24 protein-coding genes are annotated in these 24,127 nt (G+C 69.1%); 14 read left to right on the top strand and 10 right to left on the bottom strand.

What is annotated here, in order from left to right; genetic code table 11:
• Positions 1-28 precede the first annotated feature (28 nt).
• Complete coding sequence (locus KME78_RS09850) at positions 29-538, bottom strand: gluconokinase (RefSeq protein ID WP_219528483.1); 510 nt, start codon at positions 536-538, stop codon at positions 29-31.
• A 118-nt stretch (positions 539-656) separates the two neighbouring features.
• Between KME78_RS09850 and KME78_RS09845 the strand changes: the two genes are divergently transcribed.
• Positions 657-1,358, top strand: a complete 702-nt coding sequence (locus KME78_RS09845; RefSeq protein ID WP_219528482.1) for a FadR/GntR family transcriptional regulator — start codon at positions 657-659, stop codon at positions 1,356-1,358.
• 299 nt (positions 1,359-1,657) lie between these two features.
• Here the strand turns inward: KME78_RS09845 and KME78_RS09840 are convergent, their stop codons facing one another.
• Both KME78_RS09840 and KME78_RS09835 read right to left on the bottom strand, forming a co-directional pair.
• A complete protein-coding gene (locus KME78_RS09840) occupies positions 1,658-2,155 on the bottom strand; it encodes a hypothetical protein (protein WP_219528481.1) in 498 nt (165 codons plus the stop codon).
• Positions 2,156-2,286: 131 nt separating this feature from the next.
• The gene (locus KME78_RS09835; protein WP_308126875.1) at positions 2,287-3,342 is read right to left on the bottom strand and encodes a GNAT family N-acetyltransferase; all 1,056 of its coding nucleotides are present in this window, start codon (positions 3,340-3,342) and stop codon (positions 2,287-2,289) included.
• Positions 3,343-3,433: 91 nt separating this feature from the next.
• Here KME78_RS09835 and KME78_RS09830 point away from each other — a divergent pair, with 91 nt between their 5' ends.
• From KME78_RS09830 to dop, 5 genes are all read left to right on the top strand, one after another.
• Positions 3,434-4,285, top strand: coding sequence for a tRNA (adenine-N1)-methyltransferase (locus tag KME78_RS09830; RefSeq protein ID WP_214636355.1), 852 nt, complete (start codon positions 3,434-3,436; stop codon positions 4,283-4,285).
• A 204-nt stretch (positions 4,286-4,489) separates the two neighbouring features.
• Positions 4,490-6,253: a proteasome ATPase gene (gene arc, locus KME78_RS09825; RefSeq protein WP_219528479.1), complete on the top strand. Its 1,764-nt coding sequence runs from the start codon at positions 4,490-4,492 to the stop codon at positions 6,251-6,253.
• A 99-nt stretch (positions 6,254-6,352) separates the two neighbouring features.
• The gene (locus KME78_RS09820) at positions 6,353-7,384 is read left to right on the top strand and encodes a pyridoxal-phosphate dependent enzyme (RefSeq protein WP_219528478.1); all 1,032 of its coding nucleotides are present in this window, start codon (positions 6,353-6,355) and stop codon (positions 7,382-7,384) included.
• 76 nt (positions 7,385-7,460) lie between these two features.
• On the top strand, positions 7,461-8,558 hold the full coding sequence (locus tag KME78_RS09815) for an acyltransferase family protein (RefSeq protein ID WP_308126874.1): 1,098 nt from the start codon (positions 7,461-7,463) through the stop codon (positions 8,556-8,558).
• 86 nt (positions 8,559-8,644) lie between these two features.
• Positions 8,645-10,159, top strand: coding sequence for a depupylase/deamidase Dop (gene dop, locus KME78_RS09810; protein WP_246650772.1), 1,515 nt, complete (start codon positions 8,645-8,647; stop codon positions 10,157-10,159).
• Positions 10,160-10,220: 61 nt separating this feature from the next.
• On the opposite strand, the gene KME78_RS09805 is transcribed toward dop, so the two are convergent.
• Positions 10,221-10,625, bottom strand: coding sequence for a hypothetical protein (locus KME78_RS09805; protein ID WP_219528476.1), 405 nt, complete (start codon positions 10,623-10,625; stop codon positions 10,221-10,223).
• A gap of 150 nt (positions 10,626-10,775) precedes the next feature.
• Here KME78_RS09805 and KME78_RS09800 point away from each other — a divergent pair, with 150 nt between their 5' ends.
• On the top strand, positions 10,776-10,985 hold the full coding sequence (locus KME78_RS09800; RefSeq protein WP_214636360.1) for a ubiquitin-like protein Pup: 210 nt from the start codon (positions 10,776-10,778) through the stop codon (positions 10,983-10,985).
• 91 nt (positions 10,986-11,076) lie between these two features.
• Here the strand turns inward: KME78_RS09800 and KME78_RS09795 are convergent, their stop codons facing one another.
• Genes KME78_RS09795 through KME78_RS09775 form a run of 5 tightly spaced genes read right to left on the bottom strand, consistent with a single transcriptional unit; the run spans position 11,077 to position 16,256 of the window.
• On the bottom strand, positions 11,077-12,135 hold the full coding sequence (locus tag KME78_RS09795) for a DNA polymerase IV (RefSeq protein WP_219528475.1): 1,059 nt from the start codon (positions 12,133-12,135) through the stop codon (positions 11,077-11,079).
• A gap of 15 nt (positions 12,136-12,150) precedes the next feature.
• Positions 12,151-13,194 carry an ABC transporter ATP-binding protein gene (locus KME78_RS09790; protein ID WP_219528474.1) on the bottom strand — a complete coding sequence of 348 codons (1,044 nt, stop codon included), beginning with the start codon at positions 13,192-13,194 and terminating at the stop codon, positions 12,151-12,153.
• The gene (locus KME78_RS09785) at positions 13,191-14,009 is read right to left on the bottom strand and encodes a carbohydrate ABC transporter permease (RefSeq protein ID WP_219528473.1); all 819 of its coding nucleotides are present in this window, start codon (positions 14,007-14,009) and stop codon (positions 13,191-13,193) included. The genes KME78_RS09790 and KME78_RS09785 overlap by 4 nt, the downstream gene beginning before the upstream one ends.
• A complete protein-coding gene (locus KME78_RS09780; RefSeq protein ID WP_219528472.1) occupies positions 14,006-14,917 on the bottom strand; it encodes a carbohydrate ABC transporter permease in 912 nt (303 codons plus the stop codon). Before KME78_RS09780 ends, KME78_RS09785 begins: the two co-directional genes overlap by 4 nt.
• A complete protein-coding gene (locus tag KME78_RS09775) occupies positions 14,892-16,256 on the bottom strand; it encodes an extracellular solute-binding protein (RefSeq protein ID WP_219528471.1) in 1,365 nt (454 codons plus the stop codon). The genes KME78_RS09780 and KME78_RS09775 overlap by 26 nt, the downstream gene beginning before the upstream one ends.
• 171 nt (positions 16,257-16,427) lie before the next feature.
• Here KME78_RS09775 and prcB point away from each other — a divergent pair, with 171 nt between their 5' ends.
• The 6 genes from prcB to KME78_RS09745 all read left to right on the top strand — a co-directional run bounded on the left by prcB (position 16,428) and on the right by KME78_RS09745 (position 22,633).
• Complete coding sequence (gene prcB / locus KME78_RS09770) at positions 16,428-17,276, top strand: proteasome subunit beta (protein WP_308126873.1); 849 nt, start codon at positions 16,428-16,430, stop codon at positions 17,274-17,276.
• A gap of 20 nt (positions 17,277-17,296) precedes the next feature.
• Positions 17,297-18,076, top strand: a complete 780-nt coding sequence (gene prcA, locus KME78_RS09765) for a proteasome subunit alpha (RefSeq protein ID WP_219528650.1) — start codon at positions 17,297-17,299, stop codon at positions 18,074-18,076.
• 327 nt (positions 18,077-18,403) lie between these two features.
• A complete protein-coding gene (locus tag KME78_RS09760) occupies positions 18,404-18,931 on the top strand; it encodes a hypothetical protein (protein ID WP_246650771.1) in 528 nt (175 codons plus the stop codon).
• 353 nt (positions 18,932-19,284) lie between these two features.
• Positions 19,285-20,643, top strand: a complete 1,359-nt coding sequence (pafA, locus tag KME78_RS09755; RefSeq protein ID WP_219528470.1) for a Pup--protein ligase — start codon at positions 19,285-19,287, stop codon at positions 20,641-20,643.
• A 74-nt stretch (positions 20,644-20,717) separates the two neighbouring features.
• Positions 20,718-21,656: an FKBP-type peptidyl-prolyl cis-trans isomerase gene (locus tag KME78_RS09750; protein ID WP_219528469.1), complete on the top strand. Its 939-nt coding sequence runs from the start codon at positions 20,718-20,720 to the stop codon at positions 21,654-21,656.
• An 80-nt stretch (positions 21,657-21,736) separates the two neighbouring features.
• Entirely contained in the window at positions 21,737-22,633 is an 897-nt protein-coding gene (locus KME78_RS09745) for an FKBP-type peptidyl-prolyl cis-trans isomerase (RefSeq protein WP_219528468.1), read from the top strand.
• A 9-nt stretch (positions 22,634-22,642) separates the two neighbouring features.
• Here KME78_RS09745 and KME78_RS09740 read toward each other — a convergent pair whose 3' ends face one another.
• A complete protein-coding gene (locus KME78_RS09740; protein WP_308126872.1) occupies positions 22,643-23,425 on the bottom strand; it encodes a GNAT family N-acetyltransferase in 783 nt (260 codons plus the stop codon).
• Between the two features lie 56 nt (positions 23,426-23,481).
• On the opposite strand from KME78_RS09740, the gene KME78_RS09735 reads away from it, so the two are divergent.
• A complete protein-coding gene (locus KME78_RS09735; RefSeq protein ID WP_219528467.1) occupies positions 23,482-24,123 on the top strand; it encodes a helix-turn-helix transcriptional regulator in 642 nt (213 codons plus the stop codon).
• The last annotated feature ends 4 nt before the right edge of the window (positions 24,124-24,127 follow it).

Genomic DNA, 24,127 nt, shown 5'->3' with positions numbered 1-24,127 from the left:
TGGGTAGGGAGTGTGCAAGTGGGTGCGGTCAGGATGTCGTGCGGGTGAGGTAGGCGTCCACGAGGTCGTCGACCGGGAGGGACAGGTCGAGGGCGAGGCCGTGTTCGTCGGGGCCGAGTGGTTCGAGGGCCGCGAACTGGGAGGCCACCAGCCTCTCGGGCATGAAGTGCCCGGACCGGCCGGCCACCCGTTTCCTGATCATGTCGACGTCGCCGTCGAGGTGCAGGAAGCTCACCTCGGGCGCGGCCTCCCGCAGCAGGTCGCGGTAGCGGCGCTTCAGCGCGGAACAGCCCGTCACGGCCCCGGTGGCGGCGTGCTCGGCGAGCCAGACGCCCACCGAGCGCAGCCACGGCAGCCGGTCGGCGTCGTCGAGGGGGGTTCCGGCGGACATCTTGGCGACGTTCGCCGGGCTGTGGAAGTCGTCGGCGTCGGCGAACGGCACCCCGAGGCGTTCGGCGAGCGCGGCACCGACCGTGGACTTGCCGGATCCCGTCACCCCCATCACGACGATGAGCGGGTGGCGGCGTGAGTCGTCCATACGGGGGCACCCTCTCGAGCTCGGCTGCGCGCCAGACTAGACAAGTCACATCATACCAATCAAGCGGAACTGGCTGATAAATCATACTTTTTGCGCCGATCCGTGTGAGGATGGGCCCGTGGGAGTCGCGGACGAGAGCCTGCATGGCGCCGTGCTCGGCGAGCTGGGCGCCCTCGTGGTCGCGGGCGAGTACGCCACCGGGCAGGTGCTCAGGATCGAGCAGTTGGAGGCCCGGTTCGGGGTGTCACGCACGGTCGTGCGCGAGGCCGTACGAGTCCTGGAGTCCATGGGCCTGGTCAGCAGCCGCCGGCGGGTCGGCGTCACGGTGTCGCCCCGCGCCGCCTGGAACCTGTTCGACCCGCGCGTCATCCGGTGGCGCCTCGACAGCGGCGAACGCGAATCGCTGCTCCGCTCCCTCTCCGAGCTCCGCCTCGGCGTCGAACCCGTCGCGGCCGCCCTCGCCGCCGCCCACGCCACGCCCGAGCAGTGCGGCCGGTTGACCGAGGCGGTGATGCGGATGGCCGTCCACGGCAGGGCCGGCGACCTGGAGTCCTACCTGGCCGCCGACATCCTGTTCCACCGCACGCTGCTCGAGGCCTCGGGCAACGACATGTTCGGGGGCCTCGCCACGGTGGTGGCGGAGGTGCTGGCGGGCCGTACGCACCACCACCTGATGCCGGCCTTCCCCGAGCCGGCGGCGATCCGCCGGCACGCGGAGGTCGCCCAGGCGGTCCAGGCCGGTGACCCCGCGGAGGCGCGACGCGCGATGCGAGACATCGTCGAGGAGGCGACGAGCGCCATGCTCGGCTCCGACGGCTGAGCTATTGATGATGGGCAATCGCCGTTTTGCGCCGATTGCCGGGGTTGCCGTTGACGGTCTCTCATGTACGAACTAGGCGGTCCGTATAAGTCGGTTCCGTGCCGGTCTGGCTGTTATTAGACCCGTCGGGCGCGGTGTTCCGGTTCTGCTGAGCGTTGATCACCGCGGTGGTGCTGAGCAGCGCGGACAGTGAGGGTCCGGGGCTCCGCCCAGGGTGTACGAAAGCACGCGTCAGCGCACTTTTACTAATTTTTGGGTAAATATCGCAAAAAGTCGGTCAGGTCCACCCACGGCGCCATTCAACCGCGAGGGAAAGCCTGCACGCCGCGTAACAGGCGTACCGCGGCCTCCAGCCCGCTGACCGCCTCCAGGGCCCGGCCCGCGGCGGTGGCGAAGCGGCTCAGCAGGTGCTCGTCCGGGTCCCCGAACCGGCGCCCCGCCACCCACAGGAACGCGTGGTCCCTCGTGGCGAGCGGCAGCGGCATGGCCAGGAAACCCGGCTCGCCCATCGACGGATCCGGCACGATCAGCACCGGGCCGGACGCCGAGGCGAGCGTCTTGAGCACCCCGGACTCCTCCAGCCACGGGAGCACCCGCAGCGGATCGACCGGTGGGGCGTGCACGTTGACGGTGTGGGCGACCTCCCGAAGCGCGTCCACCCGGACGAATCCCGCGTAAGCCGTGCCGGTGACCGCGGCGGCGGTCCGGCTCAGCCTGTCGATCAGTCCCGCGGAGTCCAGACAGGAGAACGAGGCGATGAGTTCACGCATGGCGACATCGACACGGTTGTAAGGCATCGCTGTATCCCTCGGCGGAGGGGAGAACGAGATCGCGCGGCCCGATCACGCGTATCTCAGGGGCGGTGACCCTGAGTCTCGCCGTCGGCGTGTCACTTGACCAGCCCCCAACTGGAAATCGGAATTTTCCGTCACCGGGGCCGCAGGCGGAGCCACTCCAGCTCGTCCGACCGGGTTCCGTCCTCCTTGGGGAACAGCTCCCGGTGCGTCAACTCCCGGACGAACCCGGCCCGCTCCAGCACCTGCTGCGAAGGCTGGTTGCCCAAGTCGGTCCCGGCCACGATCCGGTGCAGCGGGGTGTTGGCGAACGCCCAGTCCACCAGCAGCCGCACGGCCCGCGTCATGAACCCCCTGCCCCGGAACTCCGGCATCAGCGAGTAGCCGATCATGCCCTGCCCGATCATCGGCTGCACCTGCGCCAGTTGCACGTGCCCCGCGAACTCCCCGGACACGGCGTCCTTGATCGACAGCTCGATCCGTTGCCCCGACACCCACCAGTAGCCGGTGTAGCGGCAGCGCCGCTCGCTGTCCGGCAACGTGGTGGGCGGCCCGAACGCGTAGGCGGCCACGCTCGGCTCCAGCATCATCCGGTGGAAGTCGGGGGCGTCGGCCACCTCCATCGGCGCCAGTCGCACCACCCCGTCGCTCAGCTCGCCGCCGTCGAAGAACGGCAGGTATGGCTCGGCCGCCACGCCGGGGTCGCGCCGGATCCTGGCGAGCGTGATGATGTCGGTGCGGCGCCCGTCACGCATGACCTTGGCGTCACGCCTGCGCCCCTCCTCCTGGAAACCGGCCTTGAAGGCGACCCGCAGGCTGGCGATGTTCTCCACCGCGGCGCTCAGCTCCACGCGCTCGACCCCATGGTCGAACAGCCAGTCGGTCACCGCCCGCGTCGCCGTGGTCACCACGCCCTTGCCGCGTGCCCACGGTGCGGCCAGGTAGCCGATCTCGGCCACGCCCCAGGCATCGGGCGGCCGGACGCCGATGGCGCCGACGTAGTGGCCGTTCTCAGTGATCGTGAACTCGGCGCCGCCCTCCGCCCACTTCGCCTCCGCCGCACGCAGGTAGTCACGCGCGTCCTGCAACGTGTACGGCGACGGCAGCACGTACAGGAACCGGGCCGTCACCGGGTCGTCACACGCGCGCACGATCGCCTCGGCGTCGGAATCGGCGGGGCGTCGCAACACCAGGGAACCTGTAGAGATCACTTCGCGCGGAAACATCCCTCATAGATATCGCGCGTCAAGGCGTGCTCGAAAGCCCTATAACCTTGCGGCCATGGGTTTCCGCAGGCATGGGCCGTTTCAGGCGGGGGATCAGGTGCAGCTCACCGACCCCAAGAACAAGCGCCACACGATCACGCTCAAAGAGGACGGCGTCTTCCACACGCACAAGGGCGCCATCCCTCATAGCGAGCTGATCGGGCAGCCCGAAGGCTCCGTGGTGCGCTCTTCCGGCGGTACCCAATACCTCGCGTTCCGCCATCTGCTCCAGGACTACACTCTGGCCATGCCGCGCGGCGCCGCGGTGATCTACCCCAAGGACGCCGCGCAGATCGTCGGCATGGCCGACATCTTCCCCGGCGCCCGGGTGATCGAGGCCGGCGTCGGCTCCGGCGCGCTGACCTGCTTCCTGCTGCGCGCCGTCGGGCCCGAGGGCCACGTCACCTCCTACGAACGGCGCGAGGAGTTCGCCGACGTCGCGCGCAAGAACGTGGAGAAGTTCTACGGCGGCTCCATGGACGACACCTGGCGGCTCGTCGTCGGCGACCTGGTCGCCTCGATCGACGAGGTGGACGTCGACCGCGTCATCCTCGACATGCTCGCCCCGTGGGAGTGCGTGGACGCCGCCGCCAAGGCCCTCACACCGGGCGGGGTCATCTGCTGTTACGTGGCCACGACCACCCAGATGTCCAAGACCGTCGAGGCGATTCGGGATCACGGGAGTTTCACGGAGCCTCATGCGTGGGAGACCCTGGTTCGCGACTGGCATGTCGAAGGGCTCGCAGTAAGACCGGATCATCGGATGATCGGCCACACCGGGTTCCTCGTCAGCGCCCGCCGCATGGCGGACGGCGTGGCGCCGCCGCCACGCCGTCGACGACCGAAGGGGACCACCGAGGAACTATGACAATTTGGCTACGAGGCCGCGTTGGTCCGTAACACGGGAACAGATCGTCGTGTTCAGATGCTGGCACTGTTAAACGCACCATTAGGGATTATTCGCCGAACACAGATTGTCACACGACGAACACTGCCCGGCCAGGTTACGGAGGGGCCCGAGATAGGTAAGGTCCTAAGTAGTCGCCCTCGACTGGGAAGGAGGTGACGGGGCGTGGCAGCTCGCGATGATGCAGAGGCTCGAGCCGCGCAGCGCGAACGGGAGGTCGCTGATCTTTCAACACAGGTCTCCTTCCTCCAAGAGGAGATCACCGCGCTGAGGCGGAAGCTGGCCGAGTCACCCCGTCAGGCCAGAGTCCTTGAAGAGCGTCTCCACGAGGCGCAGGCGAACCTCGCGGCCGTCACCGGCCAGAACGAGCGCCTGGTCGCCACACTCAAGGAGGCCAGGGACCAGATCGTTGCCCTCAAGGAAGAAGTCGACCGGCTGGCGCAGCCGCCATCCGGGTTCGGCACCTTCCTCGAGGCCAGAGAAGACGGCACGATCGAGGTGTTCACCGGCGGCCGCAAACTGCGGGTGAACGTCAGCCCCGCCGTCGACGTCGAATCGCTCAGCCGTGGCCAGGAGGTCATGCTGAACGAGGCGCTCAACGTGGTCGAAGCCCTCGGCTACGAAGAGGTCGGCGAGATCGTGATGCTCAAGGAGCTCCTCGACCAGGGGCAGCGCGCCTTGGTCATCTCGCACGCGGACGAGGAGCGCGTCGTGCGGCTCGCCGAGTCACTGGTCGGGCAGCCGATCAGGGCAGGCGACTCACTGCTGCTCGAACCCCGCTCGGGCTACGTCTACGAGCGGATCCCCAAGTCCGAAGTCGAAGAGCTCGTGCTCGAAGAGGTCCCCGACATCTCCTACGAGGAGATCGGTGGCCTCATGCGGCAGATCGAGCAGATCAGGGACGCCATCGAGCTGCCCTACCTGCACGCCGACCTGTTCCGCGAGCACAAGCTGCGCCCGCCCAAGGGCGTTCTGCTCTACGGCCCGCCCGGCTGTGGCAAGACGCTCATCGCCAAGGCTGTCGCCAACTCCCTGGCCAAGCAGGTCGCCGAGCGCACCGGCCAGGAAGGCAAGAGCTTCTTCCTCAACATCAAGGGCCCCGAGCTGCTCAACAAGTACGTCGGCGAGACCGAGCGGCACATCCGCCTGGTCTTCCAGCGGGCCCGCGAGAAGGCCTCAGAGGGCACCCCGGTGATCGTGTTCTTCGACGAGATGGACTCGATCTTCCGCACCCGAGGCTCCGGTGTCTCCTCGGACGTCGAGAACACCATCGTTCCCCAGCTGCTGTCGGAGATCGACGGCGTCGAGGGACTGGAAAACGTCATCGTCATCGGCGCCTCCAACCGCGAGGACATGATCGACCCGGCGATCCTGCGGCCCGGCCGCCTGGACGTCAAGATCAAGATCGAGCGGCCGGACGCCGAGGCGGCGAAGGACATCTTCTCCAAGTACCTCATCGCCGAGCTCCCGCTGCACCCCGAGGACCTCTCGGAGCACAGCGGCTCCCGCGAGGCCACCATTCACGGCATGATCCAGAGCGTCGTGGAGCGCATGTACACCGAGAGCGAAGAGAACCGCTTCCTCGAGGTGACCTACGCCAACGGCGACAAGGAAGTCCTCTACTTCAAGGACTTCAACTCCGGCGCGATGATCCAGAACATCGTCGACCGGGGCAAGAAGATGGCCATCAAGCAGTTCCTGGAGAGCGGACAGAAGGGCCTGCGGGTGCAGCACCTGCTCACGGCCTGCGTGGACGAGTTCTCCGAGAACGAGGATCTGCCCAACACCACCAACCCGGACGACTGGGCCCGCATCTCCGGCAAGAAGGGCGAGCGGATCGTCTACATCCGCACGCTCGTGTCGGGCAAGCAGGGCGCGGAGGCGGGTCGGTCCATCGACACCGTCGCCAACACCGGCCAGTACCTGTAAGAGGCTGCTGAGAAGGGCCGCGCGGATCCCCGCGCGGCCCCTTTTCAGGTGCGGGCCAGGCGTGTCGGCGGGCGCCTCCGGCTTCGTACGATGATCTCCATGAGCACGAGCCGGCTGAATCCCGCCCGCACTCCGTACACCGCGCGAGACCGCGCCCTCATCGGCGTCGAGCACGCCCGCCAGGCCCGCGCCCACTTCGAGACCCACCGCCGCTACCGGCCCACGCCGCTCCGCCGCCTGCCCGCCCTGGCCCGCGCGGCGGGAGCCGGGACCGTCAGCGTCAAGGACGAGAGCGGGCGGCTCGGGCTCGGCAGCTTCAAGGCGCTCGGCGGCGCGTACGCCGTGCACCGCCTCGTCCAGCGCGGCCAGGCCGACGCGAGCACCACCTTCGTCTGCGCCAGCGCGGGCAACCACGGCCTGTCCGTCGCCGCCGGGGTACGCGAGATCGGCGGCACCTTCGTCGTCTACCTCGGCCACGACGTCCCCGAACCCTTCGCCGACCGCCTGCGCGCCCTCGGCGCGGAGGTACGGCGGAGGGGCGGCGACTACGACCAGAGCATGTTCGCCGCGCTCCAGGCCGCCGACGACAACGGATGGCAGCTCGTCTCCGACAGCTCGTGGGACGGCTACACCGCCGTCCCCCTCGACGTCATGCGCGGCTACACCGTCCTGTTCGACGAGCTGGCCGAGGCGCCCACCCACGTGTTCGTCCAGGCCGGAGTCGGCGGGCTCGCCGCCGCGGCCGCCGCGTACATCCGCGACCGCTGGGGGGAAGGGCCCGCCATCGTCGTCGTCGAACCCGAAGGCGCCCCCTGCCTGTTCGAGAGCGCCCGCGCCGGCGAACCCGTCCACGTCGAAGGCTCGCCCACGACGCTCGGCCGCCTGGATTGCCGCGAACCATCCCTGATCGCCTACGAGCTGCTGTCCCACCTGGCCGACGCCTTCGTCACCATCACTGACGCCGAGGCCGCCGCTGCCGCCGCCCGGCTGGCCGCCGAGGGGGTCTCCGTCTCGCCCTGCGGCGCCACCGGGGCCGCCGGCCTGCTGGCGCTCGACGGTGCCACCCGCCGGGCCCTCCGCCTCGATTCGGACGCCCGGATCCTCCTCATCGGCACCGAGGGACCCGTGTGAAAATTGGGACCAACGGAACCAAAGTGATCGATGTGCCGTCCAACAGGGCGTGCAACCACCCACCCGGACGAGGCACGTGCGAGGGGACGGCCGGCTGGCCGAGCTCGACCTGCTGCGGTTCGTCGCCGCTCTGGCGGTGCTCGCCTTCCACTATCTGATCGCGTTCGCCTCCGTCTGGGGAGACCGGCCCGCCGAGCTCTTCCCCGCCGTCGCCCCGATCGCGGGGCTCGGCATCCTCGGCGTCGAGCTGTTCTTCGTCATCAGCGGCTTCGTGATCCTCATGAGCGCGTGGGGGAGAGGGCTCGGGGCGTTCGCCTGGAGCAGGTTCGTCCGGCTCTACCCCGCCTACTGGATCAGCCTGGCGGCCGTCGTGGCGCTCTACGGCCTCACCGGCGCCAAGGCGCTCGACCCCAAGCTTTCGCCAGGGGAGTACCTGGTGAACGCCACGATGTTCCAGCGGTTGTTCAAGGTCATGGACGCCAGCGGCGTGTACTGGTCGCTCTGGGCCGAACTCCGCTTCTATCTGCTCATGGCCGTCCTCGTCATCATCGGCGTCACCTACGGCCGCGTCATGATCTTCGGCGGTCTCTGGCTGGCCGCCGCGCTCGGCGCCGAACTGCTCGGCAACGAGGTGCTCAACGAGATCGTCATGCCCCGCTACGCCCCCTACTTCGTCGCCGGCATGGCCCTCTACCTCGTCCACAAGAACCGCGACGCCGTGCTGCCCTGGCTCTACGTCGCCGGTGGTTACGTGCTGGCGGTCCACTCGGCGCTCGAACGCGTCCACGGCCGGATCAAGCTCGCCGGGATCAAGAGCATGCCCGTCAGCGACCTCAGCGTGATCATCACCATCACGCTCGTCTTCGCCGTCATGTCGCTCGTCGCGCTCGGCGCCTTCCGGCTGCGACCGTCCAGAACGCTCGCTGCGCTCGGCGCGACCACCTACCCGCTCTATCTCTTCCACTCCGTCGTCGGCGTCGCTCTCATCCCGCTCCTGGCCGCCAGAATGGCCCCCTGGGCCGCCGCCCTCATCACCTCACTCGCGGCCGTACTTCTGTCCTATCTCGTCTACGCCCTTGCCGAACGCCCCATCCAGCGCCTCCTTAAGCCACGCAGACGTCCGCAAACCCCACCAGCTTCCGCCGTAAATGTGGAAAAGGCTGCGGTGCCATAACTCTGTGACCCTGGGGCACTGTGAAGGGCATAGGCTCGGGCATATAAACGGCGGATAGACAGATCCGGACGAACAGAGGGTGTTGCATGACGGTGCGTCGGGTGATGGGCATCGAGACCGAGTACGGCATCTCCGTACCAGGTCAGCCAGGCGCCAACGCGATGGTCACGTCCTCGCAGGTGGTGAACGCCTACCTGGCGGCCTCCGCCGCCAGAGCGCGAAGGGCGAGGTGGGACTTCGAAGAGGAGAACCCGCTGCGCGACGCTCGCGGCTTCGATCTGGCCAGAGAGGTCGCCGACCCCAGCCAGCTCACCGATGAGGACCTTGGCCTGGCCAACGTCATCCTCACCAACGGCGCTCGGCTCTACGTCGACCACGCCCACCCCGAGTACTCCACCCCCGAATGCACCAACCCCCGCGCCGCCGTCATCTGGGACAAGGCCGGCGAACGCGTCATGTACGACGCCGCCCAGCGGGCCTCGGCCATCCCGTCCAACGCGCCGATCCAGCTGTACAAGAACAACACCGACGCCAAGGGCGCCAGCTACGGCTGCCACGAGAACTACCTCATGCGGCGCGCCACCCCCTTCGCCGACATCGTCCGCCACCTCACGCCGTTCTTCGTCTCCCGCCAGGTCGTCGTCGGCGCGGGCAAGGTCGGCATCGGGCAGGACTCGCGCGGCGAAGGCTTCCAGATCAGCCAGCGGGCCGACTTCTTCGAGGTCGAGGTCGGCCTGGAGACCACGCTCAAGCGGCCGATCATCAACACCAGGGACGAGCCGCACGCCGACCCGGAGAAGTACCGGCGGCTGCACGTGATCATCGGCGACGCCAACATGTCGGAAATTTCGACATACCTGAAGTTGGGCTCCACCGCCCTCGTCCTCGCCATGATCGAAGACGGCTTCCTCAGCCGCGACCTCGCCGTCGAGAACCCGGTCCAGGCCCTGCGCGCCGTCTCGCACGACCCCACCTGCCGCTACGAGATCGCCATGCGCGACGGGCGCAAGCTCACCGCCATCCAGTTGCAGATGGAATATCTCGAACAGGCCCGCAAGTACGTCGAGGAACGCGGCACCGCCCAGGAAGAGATGAACAAGGACATCCTCGACCGCTGGGAGTCCGTCCTCACCCGCCTGGCCGAAGACCCCATGCAGCTCTCCCGCGAACTCGACTGGGTCGCCAAACTCGAACTCCTCGAGGGCTACCGCACCCGCGACTCGCTCGCCTGGTCGCACCCCCGGCTGCAGCTCGTCGACCTTCAGTACTCCGACATCCGCCCCGACCGCGGCCTCTACAACCGCCTGGTGGCCCGCGGCCGCATGCAGCGCCTGGTCACCGAGGAAGACGTCCAGCGCGCCGTCGAGAACCCGCCCACGGACACCCGCGCCTACTTCCGCGGTCGCTGCCTGCGCCAGTACAGCGAGTCCGTCGCGGCGGCCTCCTGGGACTCGGTCATCTTCGACATCCCCGGCCGCGAGTCCCTGCAGCGCGTACCGACCCTCGAGCCGCTCCGGGGCACCAAGGCCCACGTGGGCGAGCTCTTCGACCGCTGCCGCACCGCCGCCGACCTGGTCGCCGCCCTCACCGGCGGGGATTAGCCACTCACCGCTGTACGGCTCCGGCCTCCCGCCGTCGCGGCGGTCGCTTCGTACCAGCCGCTCAGAGCAGGCCCACGCCCAGCGTCAGCGTGCCCACCGCCAGCCCCGCGCCGCCCGCCACCGTCAGCCAGATGAGCTTGCTCGGCTTCGTGTCGCTGGGGCGGACCACGGACAGGAAGAAGCCGAGCGGCATCAGGATCGGGGCGGCCACGATGAGCGTGCGCACCAGGCCCTTCAGGCCGTCCGAGAGGTCCGCCTGATCCACGTAGAGCATCGCCACGAGGCTGAACAGGACCAGCACGCCCGCGTGAGCGTGCCCCGCCCGCCAGAGGCTGCGGCGCACCGGATTGTCGTTGTAGCCGGGCACGTTCCGCATCAGGAACGTCAGCAGCGACACGCCGCCGAACGCCACCGCGGGAACTGTGATGAGGAGCACACCTGCCGTGCTCAGGGACGAGGGGGACATCGAAACCTCCTGTAGGGCAGGGGCCTCATTATTGGATAGGAGAACTATCCAGTCAAGTCGGCAAGATCGCGGGGCGATCGGCGCGAAATGTCGCCCGGTTCGGGGAAGATATGCCTAGAGAGCAGTCCCCCAAGCGGAGGTAGGTAGGACATGGCAAGCAAGGACACCGGTGGCCAGAAGCAGGCTGGTCGGCGCGACAGTGAGGTCGAGGAGACCGAGGCGTCGGCGGCACCGGACGTTCAGGAGCGCCAGGAGAAGCTGACCGACGATGTCGACGCGATCCTGGACGAGATTGACGAAGTTCTCGAAGAGAACGCGGAGGAGTTCGTGCGCTCTTACGTCCAAAAGGGTGGAGAGTAGGCCAAATCAGGCATTGAGCCTGGGGGAATCGGGGGGAAACGCCTGAGGGGTCGACGTGGTGCCCGGACTGTAAGGAGGTGAGCTCCGGCTTCTATGAGTGAGCGGTCCGGGTCTGATCGAGTGGGGCGTATTCGACGGCCACGCCGAGGAGGCGGACCGGCCGGGTGAGGTCGAAGCGGTCGAGCACGGTGAGGGCGGCGCGGGACAGCTCGGCCGCGTCAGTGGTGGGTGCCGGCAGCTTGGATTGACGGCTGCGGGTGAGGAACGGGGTGAAGCGTACTTTCACCGACACCCGGACGATCATCCGTCCGGCGGCGGTCGCGTCCGAGGCGACCTGCCTGGCCAGTGTGGCTACGTGGGTGGAGATCTCGGTGCTGTCGGTCAGGTCGTGCGGGAAGGTGGTCTCCCGGCTGTGCCCGCGGGCCACCCATGGGGTGGTGACGACTTCGGCTTCGCCTTTGCCGAGGGCGAGGTAGCGATACCAGGGACCGTTCGTGGGGCCGAAGCGGCGGGCCAGGTCGGCGGGGTCGGCGGCGGCGAGCTGGGCGACCGTGTGGAGTCCCAGGTCGGCCAGCTTTTTGGCGATCTTGGCGCCGATGCCCCAGAGCGCGTCGGTGGGCCGGTCGTTCATGACCTCGGACCAGTTGTCGTCGGTGAGGCGGTAGACGCCGGCCGGTTTGGCGAACGCGGAGGCGAGTTTGGCCTGGTGCTTGTTGTCGCCGATACCGACGGAGCACGACAGCGCGGTCTTGGCCAGCACAGCCTGCCGGAGGGCGGCGGCGAGCGCCTCGGGGTCGTCGGTGTGGGCTCCGATGAACGCCTCGTCCCAGCCCCAGACCTCGACCAGGACGGGGAACTCACGCAGCGTGGCCATGACCCGTTCGGACGCGGCCTCGTAGGCGGGTGGGTCGCTGGGCAGGAAGACGGCGTCGGGACAGCGTCTGAGCGCGGTACGCAGCGGCATGCCGGAGTGGACGCCGTGCTCGCGGGCTTCGTAGGTGGCGGTGGCGGCGACGGTGCGTGGCTGGGTGGGGTCGCCGGAGCCGCCGACCACGACGGGTCTGCCCCGGAGCTCGGGGTGGCGCAGGATCTCGACGGCGGCGATGAACTGGTCGAGGTCGACGTGCAGGATCCAGTCCTTGGCGGACATGGGTCCAGTATGCCGTCAGGGGCGGAGCAGCCGGTCGTCGCGGTAGAGGAGCGAGCGGTGGGGGAGCGCCCAGGCGGGGGTGCCGATGGGCGGTTCGTCGCCTTCGGGGACGACGGCCTGGATGAGGGTGTCGTCGGTTTCGAGGGTGACGAGGGTGCTGGTGCCGAGGTTCTCCAGGACGGAGACGGTGCCGGGGAAGGCGCCTGGGCGGGCTTCGCGCAGGAGTTCCAGGTATTCGGGCCGCGCCCCGTACACGACGTCGCCGTCGGGGACACCCGCCGGGGCGGGGAGCGTGGCGCCGGCGACGTGGAGGGCGCCGGAGGTGATCTCGCCGGGCAGCAGGTTCATGGGGGTGGAGCCGATGAAGGCGGCCACGAAGGTGGTGGCGGGGCGCTGGAACACCTCCGCGGGGGTGCCGATCTGGATCATCCGGCCGTGGGACATGACGGCGACGCGGTCGGCGAGGGCGAGGGCTTCGGCCTGGTCGTGGGTGACGAAGACGGTGGTGACGGCGAGTTCGCGCTGCAGGCGTTTGAGGAAGGTACGGGCTTCCAGGCGGAGCCGGGCGTCGAGGTTGGACAGGGGTTCGTCGAAGAGGAAGGCGGCGGGGTGGCAGGCGATGGCGCGGGCGAGGGCGACGCGTTGCTGCTGGCCGCCGGACAACTGGGCCGGTCGGCGGTGAAGGAGGTCGGGCAGGCTGAGGCGCCGGGCGACTTCCGCGGCCTTGGCGGCGCGTTCCGGGCGGGGGACCTTCCTGATGCGCAGGGGGTAGGCGATGTTCTCGGAGACGGTCATGTGGGGGAAGAGGGCGTAGTCCTGGAAGACCATGGCGACGTCGCGGCGGCCGGGCGGCAGCGTGGTGACGTCGGTGTCGTTGATGCGGACGCTGCCCGAGGTGGGGGTCTCCAGGCCCGCGATGGTGCGCAGGAGGGTGGTCTTGCCGCAGCCTGACGGGCCGAGCAGGGCGAAGAACTCGCCGTCGGCGATGGTGAGGTCGAGGGCGTCCAGGGCGCGCACTCCGCCGGCGAACACCTTGGTGAGGCCGTGCAGCGAGATCACCGTTTGATCCCTCCGTGGAAGCGGAAGCCGTACCGCTGCGAGACGAACAGGTACATCGCCACCACAGGCAGCGAGTAGAGCAGGGAGAAGGTGGAGATGAGGTCGAGCCTGGGCGAGCCGCCCTCGGTGTAGAGGGTGTAGAGGATGACGGAGCCGGGGGCTTTGTCGGGATCGCGCAGCAGGATGAATTGGAACAGGAAGCCGCCCCAGACGCTGGCCAGGGCCCAGACGGCGATGGTGGCCAGGCCGGGCCGCACCAGCGGGATCACGATGTGACGGAGGATCTGCAGCGACGAGGCGCCGAAGACGCGGGCGGACTCCTCGTAGGTGGTCGGCGTCTCGTCCATGAAGTCCTTGAGGATGAAGATCGCGGCGGGCAGCAGGCCGCCGGAGACGACGAGGATGACGCCGAGGTGGGTGTCGATGAGGTCGAGCCGGGTGGCCAGCTCGAAGATGGGCACCATGGCGGCGGTCCCGGTGACGACGGACGACAGCAGCAGGAGCACGTAGAGCAGCACGTCGCGGCCCGGGATGCGGACCCTGGACAGGGCGTAGGCGGCCAGGGAGGCCAGGACCACGACGAGCGCGGCGGCGCCGCCGCCCTGGATGAGGGAGTTGCGGATGGAGCCGAGCGCGTAGGGGTTGTCGAGGATGGCGGCGAAGTTGCGCAGCGTGAACTCGGGGATGGACGTGGTGATCGCCGGCGTGGCGTCGAAGGGGGCGCCGGCCAGCCAGAGCATGGGCAGCGTGAAGAAGGCCAGGACGACGGCGACGAACACGGTGGCGGCGAGCCGTCCGACGGTGTGCCGGATCATGCCGGTGGCCGTCCCGCCGCGCGGCGACGGCCGCGCAGCAGCCGCAGATATGCCAGGGCGAAGACGAGGTTGATGAGCAGGATGAGGAAGGACACGGCGGCGCCCAGGCCGAGCTCGCCGCCTTTGAGGGCGATGTCGTAGACGTAGACGGGCAGGATCTCGGAGCGTCCTTCCGGGCCGCCACCGGTCAGGACGAACGGGGTGAAGTCGTTGAAGGTCCACAGGCTGATCAGCAGCAGGTTCGTCAGCACGTGCCGCCGGATGAGCGGGAAGACCACGTCACGCAGCTGCTGCGGCACGGAGGCGCCGGCCAGGCGGGCGGTTTCGAGGTGTGAGGGCGGTACGTTCTCCAGCGCGGCGGCGTACAACATCATCGAGAAGGCGGTGCCGCGCCAGACGTTGAAGACGACGATGGACAGCAGCGGGTAGTCCAGCAGCCAGCCGAACCCGGGCGTGCCCAGCAGCGCGTTGAGCGTGCCGTCGTCGCGGTCGAGCAGGGCGAACCAGAGAAAGCCGACGACCGTGCTGGGCAGGATCCAGGACAGCAGCACGACACCCTCGACGGCCCGTCGCAACGGCCCGCCGCGGGTGCGCAGCAGCCAGGCGAGGGTGAAGCCGAGCCCGGCCTGGCCGAGGATCGCGGAGCCGCCGACGTAGACGACGGTGAGCCACAGTGAGCTGAGGAAACGCGGGTCGCTCAGCGCGCGGGTGTAGTTGCCGAGGCCCACGACGTGGGGGTCGGCGGCGGCCAGGCCGGTGAGGCGATAGTCGGTGAGCCCGAGGTAGATCGTCCAGAGGGCGGGGAAGACGAGGAAGACGCCGATGAGGACGAGAGCGGGTAGCACGAATCCGGCCGCTCTCGCTCGGCCCAGCCCGGCCGCGTCACCTGGCGACGTGGTCCGCGCCACCGACCAGTCCCTCCAGCTTGGTCTGGTAGGCGGCGGCCGCCTCGTCGGCGCTCCTGCCGCTGACGATCGCCGCGGTGGCCTCCTGCAGGGCGACGGAGACCTGCGGGTAGACGGCGAGGCCGGGGCGGTAGGCGGTGATGGGCAGCACCTCGTCGGCGACGTACTCCAGCATCGGGTCGGCGTGGAGCACCTCGCCGTTGACGTCGCCGCGGGAGCTGATGCGGGCCTGCCCGGCGAGCTGCGCCTTGGTGGCCGCCGCGGAGTGCATGAACGCGAGCAGTTCCCAGGCGAGCTTGGGGTTCTTGGAGAACGGGTTCAGCACGCGTACGGCGCCGCCCGACATGCTGGCGAAGTCCTGGCCGCGGATGGCGGCGCCGGGTCTCTTGGCGGGGATCTTGGCGAAGCCGACGGCTGTGTCGCGGTCGGCCATGGGGGCGACCCTGGCCTTCGGCTCGATGACGGATCGCCAGAAGTAGTCGCTCTCGGCCAGGACGCCGATCTTGCCGGCGGCGAACTGGGCGAAGGACTTGTCGCGTCCCTTGGCCTCCTGCTGCAGCATGGGGTCGCTCAGCCCGGAGGTGTAGAGCCGCTGGTAGAAGCCGAGCACGTCCTTCATGGCCGGGGAGGCGCCGGTCCACTTGCCGTCGGTGTAGATCTCGGACCCGGCGGCGGCGAGGAGGGGGAGCACGCCCTGCATGGTGGTGGCCTCGCCCATGGCGGTGCCGGCGTTGATCTGGATCGGAACGGGCACGCCCGCGGCCTTCAGCCTGCCGCCGGCCGCGAAGATGTCCTCCCAGCTGGTGGGCTGCCACGGGTCGGGCAGGCCGGCCTTCTTGAACAGGGTCCTGTTGTAGAACAGGACCCGGCCGTCGGTGCCCTGGGGCAGCCCGTACTTCTTGCCGTCGAAGATGCCGAGTCCCTGTACTGCCTGCGGGATCTGCGACCAGCCCTCCCAGGAGTCGACGGCGGGCCCGCCCACGTCGGTGAGCGGCTTGATGTAGCCGGCCTGGGCGAACTCGCCGACCCAGATGCCGTCGAGGTCGATGACGTCGGCCCCGGCCTTCGACTTGAGGTCGAGCGCGATCTTGGTCTTGTACTGCTCGTCGTCGACGCCGCTGGGCCGGAAGAGCACCTTGACGTTCTGGTGGGCCTGCTCGAAGTTGGGGATCACCCACCGCTTGATCCAGTCGGCGGACTCGGAGTTCTTGCCGCCGGAGATCGAGTTGGCCGCGATGACGAGGGTGACGCCCTCCCCTCCGGCGGGCGCGCCAGATCCGCAGGAGCTGAGCGCCAGGATGGTGAGAACCGCGATCACCGCAGGTCGGCTGGGGAGTCGCATGTCGGCCTCCTGTAGAGGACGTGCAGACATACCGACAATCGCACGGCCTCTACTGGGCGTAAAGAAACGATCTGGTGAACGGTTCGCCGTGGGCTGATCGTGGGAAGTGCAGACAGCGACGCAACATGAGTAGGGTCCCTTTAGGGACAGTGACGTTTGGGAGGGAGTCGCGTGGCATCGCACATGGATCTGCCCACCGGCTTGATGGACCAGCTTTTCCACAACACCGGGAGTTCCTCGTTCACGGAGTTCGTCGGTTCGCACGCGCCGGGGCTGCTTCCGGTGCGTGGTGAGATTCTGGCCACGCCGATCGGCGACCAGGTTCCGCACGCGACGACGATCGTCGCCGCCACGTTCGCGGGCGGCGTGGTCATGGCGGGCGACCGGCGGGCGACGTCCGGCAACATCATCTCCCAGCGTGACGTGGAGAAGGTGTTCCGGACCGACGACTACTCGTGCATGGGCATCGCGGGCACGGCCAGCACGGGCATCGAGATGGCCCGGCTCTACCGGGTGGAGCTGGAGCACTACGAGAAGCTGGAAGGCCGCACGCTATCGGTCAACGGCAAGGCCAACCGGCTGGCGGCGATGATCCGCGGCAATCTCGGCATGGCGATGCAGGGGCTGGTGGTGGTGCCGCTGTTCGCCGCCTACGACGCCGATCGGGACGGTGGGCGGATCTTCAGCTACGACGTGGCGGGCGGTCCGTACGAGCGTGACCGGTTCGACGCGATCGGCTCGGGTTCGATCTTCGCGCGGGGTTCGCTGAAGAAGCTCTACCGCGACGGGGCGTCGGCCGACGACATGGCGATGACGCTGATCCAGGCGCTGTACGACGCGGCGGACGACGATTCGGCCACCGGCGGTCCCGATGTGACGCGGAAGATCTGGCCGATCGTCTCGGTGATCGACGCCGACGGCTTCCGACGGCTGCCGGAGGAAGAGGTGACCGCCTACGTCGAGCGGATGCTCGAAGCGCGCCTCATCTCCCCTGACGGCCCCATCGCCCCGCTGCGCTAGAAAGGACCCCATCCGTGTCCATGCCTTTTGGATATGCGTCCCCTGAGCAGATCATGCGGGACAAGGCCGACTACGCGCGCAAAGGCATCGCGCGGGGCCGCAGCGTCGTCGTGCTGCAGTACGAGGACGGCATCCTGTTCGTCGCCCCCAACCCGTCACGAGCCCTGCACAAGATCAGCGAGATCTACGACCGCATCGGGTTCGCGGCGGTGGGCCGCTACAACGAGTTCGAGGAGCTCCGGCTGGGCGGCATCCGCTACGCCGACATCAACGGCTACACCTACGACCGCTCCGACGTGACCGGCCGCGGGCTGGCCAACCTGTACGCGTCCAACCTGGGCCGCATCTTCACCGAGTCGATCAAGTCGCTCGAGGTGGAGGTCGTGGTGGCCGAGGTGGGCGACGCGCCGGACGGCGACGCGATCTACCGGCTGACGTTCGACGGCTCCGTCTTCGACGAACACGGCTTCGCGGCCATGGGCGGCCAGGCGGACGCGGTGGGGACGCGGCTGAAGGAGGGCTACCGGGAGAGCATGCCGCTGGCCGACGCGCTGGAGGTGGCGCTGGCGGCCCTCACGGAGCCCGGTGGGGAGCGCCCGCCGGTGGGGCAGCTGGAGGTGGCGGTGCTGGACCGCAACCGCGAGCACCGCAAGTTCCAGCGGCTGGTGGGGCCACGCCTGGAGCGCCTGCTGGCCGCCGCGCCGGGCCCCGCCGCCGGCTCGCCCCTCGAAGCCGACGACTCCGACACCCCGCCCCCGACCGGCCCCGAGGGCGACGTCGACGACGGCACGTCTATCTAACTGCTCGACACTCGGGCGGGCGGTCATCGCTCGCCCGAGTGCTGGTCCCAACGTGCGCTTACTGTCCCGCTCGGGCGCTGGTGGCGTTGTCTGGTTCCCGTCCTGCTCGGGTAAGCGGTCTTCGACCGCCCGGGCCTTTTTTCTTTTGTACGGCAGGCATGGGGCACCCCCACCCACCGCACAGGGCTGGGCCCTGTCCAGGGAAACGCTCCTCCGGTGATGCGGGGCTGGGCGCCGTGACGAGACGGTGACAAGCCATGGGCCAGTGTGACCTGGTTCACACATATTTGGGCGAACTGGCGAGCGGCATCTCGTATCGAAGAGAGCATGAACCAGCCAATGCGCACCCTCCTGGCAGGCGCCGCCGCCGCAGCCGTCGTCCTGACCGCCGGTACGGCCGCGAACGCCGCCACCACGGACATCCCCAAGTTCAAGGCGCCCAAGGTCTTCGGGACGACCTTCCAGCCCGACCCGAAGCACGACTTCACCAAGCACATCTCCTCCCGGCACGACGGCATCCTGCGCGGCCTGATCACGCACCTCAGCGGCAGCACCGCCGAGTACACGCCGGTCAAGTGGAAGAAGGGCACCATGACGGAGGGGCAGTTCGTCACTCCGCCCCAGGGTGTCGTGTCGGCCTACTCATCGCGGATCGCCAAGAACGTGGTGTTCCTGTCGGCGTTCGGCTGCAAGGTGGCCGAGGGCGACCTCACGGTCGGCAAGAAGGACGCTCTGGGCAACAAGAGCTGCTCGCGGTCCATCCTGCTCAAGCGGCACAAGCGCGCCGCCCACCCGTCGCTGATCACGGTCTACAAGGGTGAGATCGTCAAGGTCCAGGAGATCTACACCCCCTGACGCCGCCTGACGCCCCTGCGGCTCATGGCTTGGCCGCCGTCTCGTCACGGTGCCCGGCCACGTATCACCGGAGGAGCGTTTCCCTGGACAGGGCCCGGCCCTGTGCGGTGGGTGGGGGTGCCCCATGCTTGCCGTACAGAAAGAAAAGGAGCCAGGGCGCGGGACCAGGGCGTGGGCGGGCGAAGACCTGCCCGCACGGGACGGGGACCAGAAGCGCGGACGGGGCGGGGCCGGAAGCGCGCGCGGTGTTGACCTGGGGATGGTCGTCTGGGGGACGGTCATCTGGCGAGGGCACGCGGGAAACACCGGGAAGATCTCTCCCGCTTGACGATCCGTGGGCATAGTGTGAGGTGATGGATCGTCGCATCTTCGGGCTGGAGAACGAGTACGGCGTGACCTGCACGTTCAGGGGGCAGCGCAGGCTGTCCCCCGACGAGGTCGCGCGCTACCTGTTCCGGCGGGTCGTGTCCTGGGGCCGATCGAGCAACGTCTTCCTCCGCAACGGCGCACGTCTGTACCTCGACGTGGGCAGCCATCCTGAATACGCAACACCCGAGTGTGACAACGTCATCGAACTCGTCACCCACGACAAGGCCGGCGAACGCATCCTCGAGGGACTCCTCGTCGACGCCGAGAAGCGGCTGCGCGAAGAGGGCATCGCCGGTGACATCTATCTCTTCAAGAACAACACCGACTCCGCGGGCAACTCCTACGGCTGTCACGAGAACTATCTGGTCGGCAGGCACGGCGAGTTCGGCCGGCTGGCCGACGTCCTGATCCCGTTCCTGGTCACCCGGCAGATCATCTGCGGCGCGGGCAAGGTGCTGCAGACGCCGCGCGGCGCGGTCTACTGCGTCTCGCAGCGGGCCGAGCACATCTGGGAGGGCGTCTCCTCGGCGACGACCCGGTCCAGGCCGATCATCAACACGCGCGACGAGCCGCACGCCGACGCCGAGCGGTTCCGCCGCCTGCACGTCATCGTCGGCGACTCCAACATGAGCGAGTCCACGATGCTGCTCAAGGTCGGCGCCACCGACCTGGTGCTGCGCATGATCGAGGCGGGCACGGTGATGCGCGACCTGTCACTGGAGAACCCGATCAGGGCCATCCGCGAGGTCTCCCACGACATGACCGGGCGGCGCCGGGTGCGCCTGGCCAACGGCCGTGAGGCGTCCAGCCTGGAGATCCAGCAGGAATACCTGTCGAAGGCCAAGGACTTCGTCGACCGGCGGGGCGGCGACCCGATCGCGCGCCGGGTGCTGGAGCTGTGGGAGCGGACGCTGCACGCGGTCGAGACCGGCAACCTCGACCTGGTGGCACGCGAGATCGACTGGGTGACGAAATACCAGCTCATCGAGCGCTACCGGAAGAAGTACGACCTGCCGCTGTCCTCGCCGAGGGTGGCCCAGCTCGACCTCGCCTACCACGACGTGCACCGCAAGCGCGGCCTGTTCTACCTGCTGCAGAAGCGCGGCTCGGTGGAGCGGGTGGCGTCCGACCTGAAGATCTTCGAAGCCAAGTCGGTGCCGCCGCAGACGACCAGGGCGCGGCTGCGGGGTGAGTTCATCCGGAAGGCGCAGGAGAAGCGGCGCGACTTCACCGTCGACTGGGTGCATCTCAAGCTGAACGATCAAGCGCAGCGCACGGTGCTGTGCAAGGACCCGTTCCGCAGTGTGGACGAACGAGTGGACAAGCTCATCGCCGGAATGTAGCGCTTGGTTTACCCCGGCCCTACTTGGATGTCGGATAGGGTGACGCGAATCTGACGTCTTTCCGAGGGAAATCCATGCGCCGCGCTCTGGCCGCTCTGGCCGCCGTGCCTTTGATCTTCTTCGCCGCCGCGTGCGGCGGCTCCGACTCGGGTGCCAACGGAGCCGCCGCCACCGCGAGCAGCGCGCCGGGCAAGGTGAAGGTCACCGGCAATGTGGGCGCCAAGCCCACGGTGACCTTCCCCGCCGGCACGCCTGCCACCAAGTCCTCCTACGAGGTGCTGACCCCCGGCACGGGTCCGCAGGTGAAGAGCGGTGACAAGATCATCGTCAACCTGACCGTCTACAACTGGGACGGCAAGCAGAACGCTTTCCAAGGCTCTTCCTACGACTCCAAGGCGCCGGAGACCATCGCGGTCGACCAGCAGCTGCCGCAGGTGCTGCAGGAGGGCTTCACCAAGGTCAAGCACGGCGGCCGGGTGCTGGCCGTGATGGCCGCCGACGCCGCTCAGCAGCAGCAGGGCCAGGCGGCGCAGCCGACGAAGGTGTTCGTCGTCGACGTGGTCGGGGCGCCGCCCGCCGCGCTGAAGGCGGCCACCGGCAAGGAGGTCGGCGAGAGCATCAAGGGTGTCAAGGTCGTCAACCCGGGCGGCGAGAAGGCGCCTACGCTGACCACCAAGACCAAGGACAAGCCGTCCAAGGAGCTCGTGGTCAAGACCGTGATCCAGGGCACCGGGGCGAAGGTCCAGGCGGGCCAGACGGTGGTCGCCCACTACACGGGCAAGATCTGGGGCACCGACAAGGAGTTCGACTCCAGCTGGACCAAGGGCGAGCCGGCCTCGTTCCCGCTCGCGAACGTGATCCAGGGCTGGCAGAAGGGCCTGGCCGGGGTTCCGGTCGGCAGCCGGGTCGTGATGAGCATCCCGCCGGACCTCGGTTACGGCGCGCAGGAGCAGAACGGCATCCCGGCCAACAGCACGCTGGTGTTCGTGGTGGACGTTCTGTCGGCTTACTGATGCTTAGTCGGACAAAGCGGTAGCATCTCGGGGCCCGGTGACGACGTCGTCGCCGGGCCGCCCGCTTGGGGAGGGGTTCGATGCGCCGTCGCACCGTCGCGCTGCTGCTACCGCTGGCGCTGCTGACGGCCTGCACCGGCACCGAGACGGGCGATCCGGAGCTGAAGGTGGGGGGCAGGTTCGGCGCCAAGCCCACGATCGTCTTCCCGGCCGGCAAGCCGTCAGCCGGGCTGCAGGTCGACCAGCTCGCGGCGGGCAAGGGCGCGCTGCTGGGCAAGGACGACGTGGCGATCGTCCAGTACACCGCGCACGTCTGGGACGGCGGGGAGAACCGGCTCGTCGACTCCAGCTTCAACCGCGGCGCCCCGGCCGCCTTCCCGGTCGGCAAGCTGATCCCCGGCCTGGACCGGGCGCTGCAGGGCCGCCGGGTGGGCAGCAGGGTGATCGCCGCCATCCCGCCCGCCGACGGCTTCGGCGCCAACCCGCCGCAGGGCGTCGCCTCCGGTGACGACCTGTTCTACGTGATCGACATCCTCGGCACGCACCCGAAGAACGCCTCGATCAAGGCGCGGGGCGGATCGCTGGCGGGCGTGCGGGTCACCGGCGCCGCCCGGCCGGGGCTCGCGGTGCCCGCGACCGCGCCGCCGCGCAGGTTCGCCACCAAGGTGCTGGCCAAGGGGACGGGCCGACGGACGCACGCGGGGCAACTGCTGGTCACCCAGTACGAGGGGGCGATCTGGGGGCAGCGCCGGATCTTCGACGCCACCTGGAGCACCGGGCGGCCGAAGGCGTTCACGATCGGCGACGGCAGCGTGATCAAGGGCTGGGACCGGGCGCTGGTGGGCGTCCCGGTCGGCAGCCGGGTGCTGATGATCGTCCCGCCCGCCTACGGTTACGGGCCCACGGGCCAGCCCGCCTTCGGCATCCGCGGCGCCGACACGCTCGTCTTCGTGGTGGACGTCCTGGCCGCCTACTGATCAGAGCGTTCAGGGCGTCCAGACGTACGGGGTGGTCGTGGTCACCGCGTGGAAGCCCAGGCGCCGCAGGATCGGCCGGCTGTCGTCCGAGGCGTCCACCTGGAGATGGTCGACCCCGGCCGCCACGGCGAGCTGGGCGCGGCGGGCGACCAGGGCGCGATAGATGCCACGGCCCCGCCACTCCGGCAGCGTCGAGCCGCCCCAGAGCCCGGCGAACCCGGTGCCCGGCTTGTGCACCAGCCAGGCGGCCGAGACGACCTGGCCGCCGGCCTCAGCCACCAGTACGGCGATGCCGCCGGGGTCGGTCGTGATCCGCCGGATCAGGTCGTCGCCCAGCCAGCTCCAGTCCTCGCCCCAGACGGTGGACTCCATGGCGGCGATCGCCCGCAGGTCGGCGTCGGCGGTGACCTGGCGGATGGTCACGCCGTCGGCCAGGGGCGGCGCGTCCAGCATCTCCTTGGCGACGCCGACGAGCACCGTCTCCCTCTCCTCCGGCGTGAAACCCGCGCGTACGAGCCGATCGGCCAGGTCGGCGGGCCGGTCATGGGCCCGGGTCTTCCACTCCACGGCCTCGCCGCGGGCCGCGAAGTGCTCGCGCTGGCGGACGATCAGCGCGTCCAGCTCGGCGCCGTCGACGCCGAGCACGGGCGGCCCCTCGACGAAGCCCCGGAACATGCCGGTGACGCGCAGCACGGGGCCGTCCATCTCGTAGACGAGCCCGTCGGCGGTGTCCTCGGGGATGCGCAACCGGGTGCGGTCGTAGGCGGCGAGGAGGGGGGAGGTTTCGCTCACGCGCAGAAGCCTAGGGGGTGCGGCCCGGCGCGGTGACGGACGCCTAGACTCCCGCTGTGAGCGATGACGACCTCGAGGCCCTGGCGCTGCTGCACGACCCGGTGCGGCGCAGCCTGTACGAGGCCGTGGCGGCCTGCGGCGGCGACCTGGGCAGGGGAGAGGCCGCCGAGATCGCCGGGGTGTCCAGGACGCTCGCCGGGCACCACCTGGACAAGCTCGTCGACGCCGGGCTGCTGGAGAGCGCTTTCAGGCAGCAGGACAAGAAGGGGCCCGGCAGCGGGCGCCCCGCGAAGACCTACCGCCGGGCCGTCAGGGACCGGTCGGTGAACCTGCCGCCGCGCGACTACGGGGCGCTCGCCTCCGTGCTGGCCGAGGTCGTCGACGCCCTCGGCGCCGAGGAACTGGCCGAGAAGGCGGCGCGGACGGCAGGGGAGCGGCTGGGGCGGGGGCGGCACGAGCCCGTCGAGGCGGTGCTGCGTGAGCGGGGGTATGAGCCCTACGCCGAGGGCGGCACGCTGCGGATGCGTAACTGCCCCTTCCACGTGCTGAGCCGCGAACAGCCGCTGCTCGTGTGCTCCATGAACCTGGCCCTCTGTCAGGGGATGCTCGAAGGACTCGGCGACGATCCCGGGCGGGCCGCGCTGGATCCGCGGCCGGGGGAGTGCTGCGTGACACTTTCTAAAACAAATGAAGATTGACATA

Source organism: Nonomuraea guangzhouensis (assembly GCF_019396345.1).
GTDB classification, from domain to species: Bacteria; Actinomycetota; Actinomycetes; order Streptosporangiales; family Streptosporangiaceae; genus Nonomuraea; species Nonomuraea guangzhouensis.
Note: the sequence above shows the minus strand (reverse complement) of the source record. Positions and strands in the feature narration are given on the sequence as shown.